At 70.7% G+C, this 1,275-nt stretch carries 1 protein-coding gene; it reads left to right on the forward strand.

Features of this window, described 5'->3' with window-relative positions; all coding sequences use genetic code 11:
• The first annotated feature begins 4 nt into the window (after positions 1 to 4).
• Entirely contained in the window at positions 5 to 1,111 is a 1,107-nt protein-coding gene (menC, locus tag DBR36_RS10360) for an o-succinylbenzoate synthase (RefSeq protein WP_108319127.1), read from the forward strand.
• Positions 1,112 to 1,275: the final 164 nt, after the last annotated feature.

Genomic DNA, 1,275 nt, shown 5'->3' on the forward strand with positions numbered 1-1,275 from the left:
GCCCGTGACCCTGGATGCCGTGGAGCTGCGCGTGCTGCACATGCCGCTCGTGTCGCCGTTCACCACCTCGTTCGGCACCGAGACGGTGCGCGAGGTGATCATCGTGACGGCCGAGACGCCCGACGGGCGCGGGTGGGGAGAAGTGGTGACGCAGTCCGAGCCGTCGTACTCCAGCGAGTACACGCAGGGGGCGTGGGACGTCCTGTCGCGCTTCCTCGTGCCCGCCCTGCTCGAGCGCCGGACGTTCGCGCCCGAGGGGGTCGCCGGCATCCTGAGCCCCGTCGTCGGCCACCGCATGGCCAAAGCGGGTCTCGAGCTCGCCGTCGTCGACGCCGCCCTTCGCGCCGAGGGGCGCAGTCTCGGCGCATACCTCGGCGCCGTGAAGGATCGGGTGCCGTCGGGCGTCTCGGTCGGCATCCAGAGCGACCCCGATGCGCTCGTCGACGCGGTCGGCGGCTACCTGGACGAGGGCTACGTGCGCATCAAGATCAAGATCAAGCCCGGCCGCGACGTCGACGACACGGCCGCCGTCCGTGCGGCGTTCGGCGGCATCCCTCTTCAGGTGGATGCCAACTCCGCCTACACGCTCCAGGATGCCGACACCCTCGCCGAACTGGACCGCTTCGAGCTTCTGCTGATCGAGCAGCCCCTGCAAGAAGACGACCTGGTCGATCACGCGACCCTCGCGAAGCGACTGCGCACCCCTGTCTGTCTCGACGAGTCGATCGTGAGCGACAAGGCCGCCGCGGACGCGCTCGCACTGGGATCCGCGGCGATCATCAACATCAAAGCCGGCCGGGTCGGCGGCTACCTCGAGGCCGTCGCCATCCACGACCGCGCGCTCGCGGCGGGAGTCCCCGTCTGGTGCGGCGGCATGCTCGAGACCGGCATCGGCCGCGCGGCCAACGCCGCGCTTGCGGCCTTGCCCGGCTTCACGCTGCCGGGCGACATCTCGGCATCCGCCCGTTTCTACACGCGCGACATCGTGACCGAGCCGGCCGTGATCGAGGACGGGCACGTGCGCGTCCCCACCGGCCCGGGCCTGGGCGTCGAGATCGATGGGGCCGCGCTCGAGGCGGTGACCGTGCGGCGCGAGCGCATCACGCGGTGAGAGCAGGCCGCTCTCGATAAACTGGATGCCGCGCCCTCGCGCTCGATCCCCACAACTTTCCCGACCATTGGAGCCGCCATGGCCGAACAGTCCCGCCTCGACAAGGTCATCGCCCTCGCCCGCCACCGCGGGTTCGTCTTCCAGGCGGGTGAGATCTACGGCGG

This window comes from Microbacterium sp. HMWF026 (genome assembly GCF_003061325.1).
GTDB lineage: Bacteria > Actinomycetota > Actinomycetes > Actinomycetales > Microbacteriaceae > Microbacterium > Microbacterium testaceum_E.